Origin of the sequence: Flavobacterium sp. W22_SRS_FP1 (assembly GCF_052113685.1) — a bacterium.
Taxonomy (GTDB): domain Bacteria; phylum Bacteroidota; class Bacteroidia; order Flavobacteriales; family Flavobacteriaceae; genus Flavobacterium.
Map to the genome: position 1 here is coordinate 1 of NZ_JBGQOE010000053.1, position 5708 is coordinate 5708.

The 5708-nt window shown below is 37.9% G+C and carries 6 protein-coding genes; 4 read left to right on the forward strand and 2 right to left on the reverse strand.

The features are described from left to right. Positions 1-181 precede the first annotated feature (181 nt). The 4 genes from ACEN2H_RS15390 to ACEN2H_RS15405 all read left to right on the forward strand — a co-directional run bounded on the left by ACEN2H_RS15390 (position 182) and on the right by ACEN2H_RS15405 (position 4168). Positions 182-1189, forward strand: coding sequence for a mannose-1-phosphate guanylyltransferase (locus ACEN2H_RS15390; RefSeq protein ID WP_441733897.1), 1008 nt, complete (start codon positions 182-184; stop codon positions 1187-1189). 1079 nt (positions 1190-2268) lie between these two features. Then, positions 2269-3219, forward strand: coding sequence for a GDP-L-fucose synthase family protein (locus tag ACEN2H_RS15395; protein WP_441733899.1), 951 nt, complete (start codon positions 2269-2271; stop codon positions 3217-3219). 419 nt (positions 3220-3638) lie between these two features. Continuing rightward, a complete protein-coding gene (locus tag ACEN2H_RS15400; RefSeq protein ID WP_441733901.1) occupies positions 3639-3872 on the forward strand; it encodes a hypothetical protein in 234 nt (77 codons plus the stop codon). Then, positions 3860-4168, forward strand: coding sequence for a type II toxin-antitoxin system RelE/ParE family toxin (locus tag ACEN2H_RS15405; RefSeq protein ID WP_441733903.1), 309 nt, complete (start codon positions 3860-3862; stop codon positions 4166-4168). Before ACEN2H_RS15400 ends, ACEN2H_RS15405 begins: the two co-directional genes overlap by 13 nt. Positions 4169-4365: 197 nt before the next feature. Here the strand turns inward: ACEN2H_RS15405 and ACEN2H_RS15410 are convergent, their stop codons facing one another. Both ACEN2H_RS15410 and ACEN2H_RS15415 read right to left on the reverse strand, forming a co-directional pair. Then, positions 4366-4680 (reverse strand): GIY-YIG nuclease family protein, encoded by a 315-nt coding sequence (locus ACEN2H_RS15410; protein WP_441733905.1) that lies wholly within the window; start codon positions 4678-4680, stop codon positions 4366-4368. An 800-nt stretch (positions 4681-5480) separates the two neighbouring features. After that, a partial coding sequence (locus ACEN2H_RS15415) for a hypothetical protein (RefSeq protein WP_441733907.1) occupies positions 5481-5708 on the reverse strand: 228 nt, incomplete at its 5' end.

The window sequence follows — 5708 nt, forward strand, 5'->3', positions numbered from 1 at the left end:
TCGAACATCGAACATCGAACATCGAACATCGAACATCGAACATCGAACATCGAACATCGAACATCGAACATCGAACAACGAACAACGAACATCGAACATCGAACATCGAACAACGAACAACGAACAACGAACATTGAACATCGAACATCGAACAACGAACATCGACTAACGAATAAAGAATATGGAAAATAAAAACTCAATCATACATGTTATCCTCACAGGAGGAGTAGGAAGCCGGTTATGGCCGTTGTCACGCAAAAGTCAACCAAAACAATATCTCGACATTTTTGATGGCAAGTCGCTGTTTGAGATGACTGTGGATCGCAATCGCGATATAGCCGATAAAGTGATGGTCGTTGGTAATATTGACAACTGTCATTTGAGCCGAAAAGTATTAGAGAAAACGAATACGGAATACATCGATATCATTGAATCGACGCCAAGAAATACGGCTGCAGCCATTGCTTTTGCCGCTTTTGCTGCTGAGCCGGACGATATTTTGATTGTCACGCCATCTGATCATATTATTGACGATATGATAGCTTATGAAGCGGCAATCCAAGAAGCAGTGGAAAAAGCAGCTCAAGGATACATTGTTACTTTTGGTATTGTACCCACAAAGCCGGAAACTGGATATGGGTATATTGAGCGCAAGGGCGATGATGTGATTTCTTTTAGAGAAAAACCAAATCAAGTATCTGCAAGAGATTTTATATCCAAAGGGAATTTTCTTTGGAACAGTGGGATGTTTTGCTTTAAAGCAGGAGTTTTATTGGAAGAATTGAAAGCTTTTAATCCTGAAGTGTACGAAAAATCAAAATTGGTTTGGGAAAATAACAGCAATGGAAATTTAGATTTAGCATTATCGATGGATATTCCTTCCATCAGCATTGATTATGCAGTGATGGAACGCAGCAAGAAAATAAAAGTAGTATCCTCACAATTTGACTGGTCTGATTTGGGTTCATTTGAATCAGTCTATGATTATTTGGTGACCATTGGTCATACCGTTGATGAAAACGGGAACATGGTGATAGGAACCGATAATTATACGGCTTTTATAGGGGTTAAAGACACGATATTTGTTTATACGCCTACTGCTAATTTAATTTTGAAAAAAGAATTTTCACAGGATGTCAAAAGTGTGTATAATGCATTGGCAAGAGATAATTCGGATTTATTGAATTAAAAACGTCGCTTTGAGCAGCAAGTCAAGCTCTTGATATGTTTTTTGCTTTGATGTGAATCTTACTTTTTTTCTTGATAAAAAAAGTAACAAAAAAATATTCACGCGTTATTAATGTTTTTTTGGTATTCATGAATCTTCGATTTCAAGCCTGAAAATAAAAATCTTGAAAACTACCTTGAAGCTCAACTCCGCAGCCCGAGCCGTTCGTCCTTCGTCCTCAACTCGCGGACTGCTGCCGCGTCACTTCTTCGTCGTTTTCCAACGCTTTTTATTTAAGGGCGGTGTGGAGGTATCAACTTTAATAGTTGCTGCTATTGCAGAATTTCTTACCGTGATTTTTTAGTGTAAAAATATAAGGGCGGGGCTGGGTTTGTTGATTAGACCACGTCACTTCGAAGCTTAATTTTTTTTTTTAAGCAATATAAAATTACGGATTATAAATTAGATCTACTCCTAGCTCCCCTCTTGAAACCCTTCAGGGTTCAACGATTCCAAAAATAAATATAAACTGGAGTTATAGGGGTTGGGGGTGTGTTTTTTTTGACAAATTAATAAAAACGTCAATTCGAGTGTTTCAAAATTTTTTCATTTTGAAAAGTATCGAGAAGTCGTGATGGTTGAAACAAAAGTTCTCGATATGTTTTGTGCTTTGAAGGGATTTTTACTTTTTTAGCTCACTTAACTTTTATTTTTAAGTGGTGTTCGCTGAATCTGCGATTTGTCTTGATGAAAAAAGTAACAAAAAAATCAAGCCTGAAAATAAAAATCTTGAAAACTACCTTGAAGTTCCACTCCGCAGCCCGAGCCGTTCGTCCTTCGTCCTCAACTCGCGGACTGCTGCTACCTGACTGCCACTGGCAGTCCTCCTTTTAATTTCAAATGTTGTTTTCCTACGCTTTTTATTTAAGGGCGGGGCTGGGTTTGTTGATTAGATTGCGTCACTTCGAGTGTGTCAAAATTTTTTAATTTTGAAATGTATCGAGAAGTCGTGAATTTAAGAACATCATTTCCATTTGAAGAGACATAAATAAAGCATTAACAATCGCATCGAAAACGGGAATATAATTTTTTTTATAAAAATGAATAAAGACTCTAAAATATACATTGCAGGGCACAAGGGTATGGTGGGTAGCGCTATCTGGCGAACACTTACCGCTATAGGCTACACCAACCTGATTGGAGCCTCAAGCAAGGAGCTGGATTTGAGAAACCAACAAGCCGTAAAAGATTTTATGGTTGCCGAAAAACCGGAAGTGATTATTGATGCTGCTGCAAAAGTGGGAGGGATCTTGGCCAACAATGATTTTCCATATCAGTTTCTTATGGAAAATATGCAGATACAAAACAATCTGATTGATACCGCATTACAATCCGGTGTGGAAAAGTTTATTTTTTTGGGAAGTTCTTGCATCTATCCAAAACTAGCGCCACAACCGCTAAAGGAGGAGTATTTATTGACGGATACTTTGGAACCAACTAACGAATGGTATGCTATTGCAAAAATAACAGGGGTAAAAGCTTGTCAAGCCATCAGAAATCAATTCAATAAGGATTACGTAAGCCTGATGCCGACTAATCTTTATGGTACTCACGATAATTTTGATTTATCTTCTTCTCACGTTTTACCAGCTATGATACGGAAGTTTCATGAGGCGAAGGAAAATGGCAATGCTCCGGTAAGCCTTTGGGGTAGCGGAACACCTATGAGAGAGTTTTTGTTTGTAGACGATATGGCTCAAGCAGTCGTATTTGCCTTAGAAAACAAACTGCCGGATTATTTATACAACGTAGGAACAGGAGAAGATTTGACCATCAAACAACTGGCCGAAACGATCCAGAAAATAACGGGACACCAAGGTAAAATCATTTGGGATGCCACAAAACCGGATGGTACACCAAGAAAGTTAATGGACATATCCAAAATGCATGCTTTGGGATGGAAACATCAGGTGCAGTTGGAAGAAGGAATTCAAAAAACATATAATTGGTTTTTGGAAAATATTGATCGGTTTAAGCAAGTGAAGATGTAGAAAAGGATTAACTGGTTAGGAAAGGTTTAATTGTTTAGAGAAAGTTTAATCGGTTAACTGTTTAGGAAAAGGTTTAATCGGTTAGAAAAGGTTTAAATGTTTACATTCGGTTAAACGATTAACCAGTTCACCAATTCAACGGTTCCCCTTGAAAAAAAGAATTTAATAGTTTAATCCAATTTTGATACTAAGACACGGATAAACAATGAAACAATTCACCAGTTAAACAATTTCTCCATGAGCTACCACATCTATTCTTTCGAAAAATTAGAAGTATATCAACTGGCCCGAAAGTTCAAAATTGATATAAAGTTGATGAGTCAAGGGTGTCGATAGTTGTTGTGACTTTCTGGATTAGTGAGTAGGAGATGTTTGGAAAAGCCGAACTAAATTTCGAACTTTACGAAAAAAAAGAAATTATGAATGCATTAGAAAACATAAAAAACAGTTTAATTGATCGCATTTTAGCTACTAGAAATGAGCAATTATTAGAAGCAATTAAAAGTATTTTTGACTCGACACAATCAGAAGAAATTATATCTCTTTCAACCGAGCAAATTGAAATGTTAGCCATGAGCGAAAAAGATATAGAAGAAGGACAATTTATTTCAGAAGCGGAACTAGATAAAAGAGATGCTAAATGGCTCGGCTAAGCATAGATTGGACTGAAACTGCAATTAGACAAAGAAATTATATCTTTGAATATTGGATTCAAAGGAATCAAACTGCCGCTTATGCAATGAAACTAAAGGGGAAAATTAGAGAAAGAACAAATCTTTTAAAACTGAACCCTGAATTAGGAGTAAAAACAACTTATAAAAATACCAGAGCTATTTCTCTAGGGCATTATAGTATTCTTTATCAAATAAACAATCTAAGAATAATAATTACTGGTTTTTGGGACAATAGACAAGAACCTGAAAAACTATTAAAATTCTTAACCAATTAAACAAAATTCGTCCATCGTTTTTCGTTAACCGTTTTTCGTACAACGCTAAACGAACATCGAACATCGTCCGTCGTTTACAGTCCATCGTTTATCGAGCAACGAATATCGAATATCGTGCACCGATTTTCCCGTTCTGTTTGTCATTTCGACGAAGGAGAGATCTCCGGTAGTCATAGGAAAGTGGAAACGCTCCGCTGTTATTCAAATAAATAATTCAAAAAATTTAAATCGGGATTAATGGTTTTGATGAGATCTATTTTTTTTTCTCTGCGCCATCCTTTTAATTCTTTTTCGCGAGCAATCGCTTCCTGTATCCAAGTGAATTTTTCGAAATAGAGTAAAAAATGAACCTGATATTTTGAAGCAAATGTTTTATTGCCAAAGGTGATATTGTCCTTATGCTGACTTAAACGAATTTTCAAATGATTGGTTACACCAATATATAAGACCGTTTTGGCTTTATTAGTGATTATATAAATGTAGTAAGTATGATATCCTTGTTGAAATTGCATAAGACTAAAGTACGATTTTATAAGCAATAAACACAAGATGCTTTCCCGTTCTGCTTGTCATCTAGACAAAGGAGTAATCTCCGTACAGTGAAGCTTAATTTGCACTGACGAAATAAAATAATTGGGACGGAGATTCCTCGTTCCTCGGAATGACAAGAGTGCGGGAATGACAAGAGTGCGGGAATGACAAGAGTGTGGGAATGATAATGGTGGCGGAAAATTGGGACGGAGATTCCTCGTTCCTCGGAATGACAAGAGTGTGGGAATGACAAGAATGTGGGAATGACAAGAGTGTGAGAATGACAGGAGGTTTTTCCGTTCTGTTTGTCATCTCGACGAAGGAGAGATCTCCGCACAGTTAAGCTTAATTTGTACTTATAAACGAAATAGAATAAGTGGATAGGAGATTCCTCGTTCCTCGGAATGACAAGAGTGCGGGAATGACAAGAATGCGGGAATGATAAGAGTTTGAGAATGATAAGAGTGCGTGAATGACAAGAGGTTTTTCCGGTCTGTTTGTTATCTCGACGAAGGAGAGATCCCCGCACAGTGAAGCTTAATTTGTACTTATAAACGAAATAGAATAATTGAGACGGAGATTCCTCGTTCCTCGGAATGACAAGAATGTGTGAATGACAGGAGTGTGGGAATGACAAGAGTGTGGGAATGACAATTGGGGCGGAGATTCCTCGTTCCTCGGAATGACAAGAGTGTGGGAATGACAGGAGTGTCGGAATGACAAGAGGTTTTACCGTTCTGTTTGTCATCTCGACGCAGGAGAGATGTCCGCACAGTGAAGCTTAATTTGCACTGACGGAATAGGACAATTGGGACGGAGATTCCTCGTTCCTCGGAATGACAGGAGTGTGGGAATGACAAGAGTGTGGGAATGACAGGAGTGTGGGAATGACAATTGGGACGGAGATTCCTCGTTCCTCGGAATGACAAGAATGTGGGAATGACAAGAGTGTGGGAATGACAATTGGGGCGGAGATTCCTCGTTCCTCGGAATGACAAGAGTGTGGGAA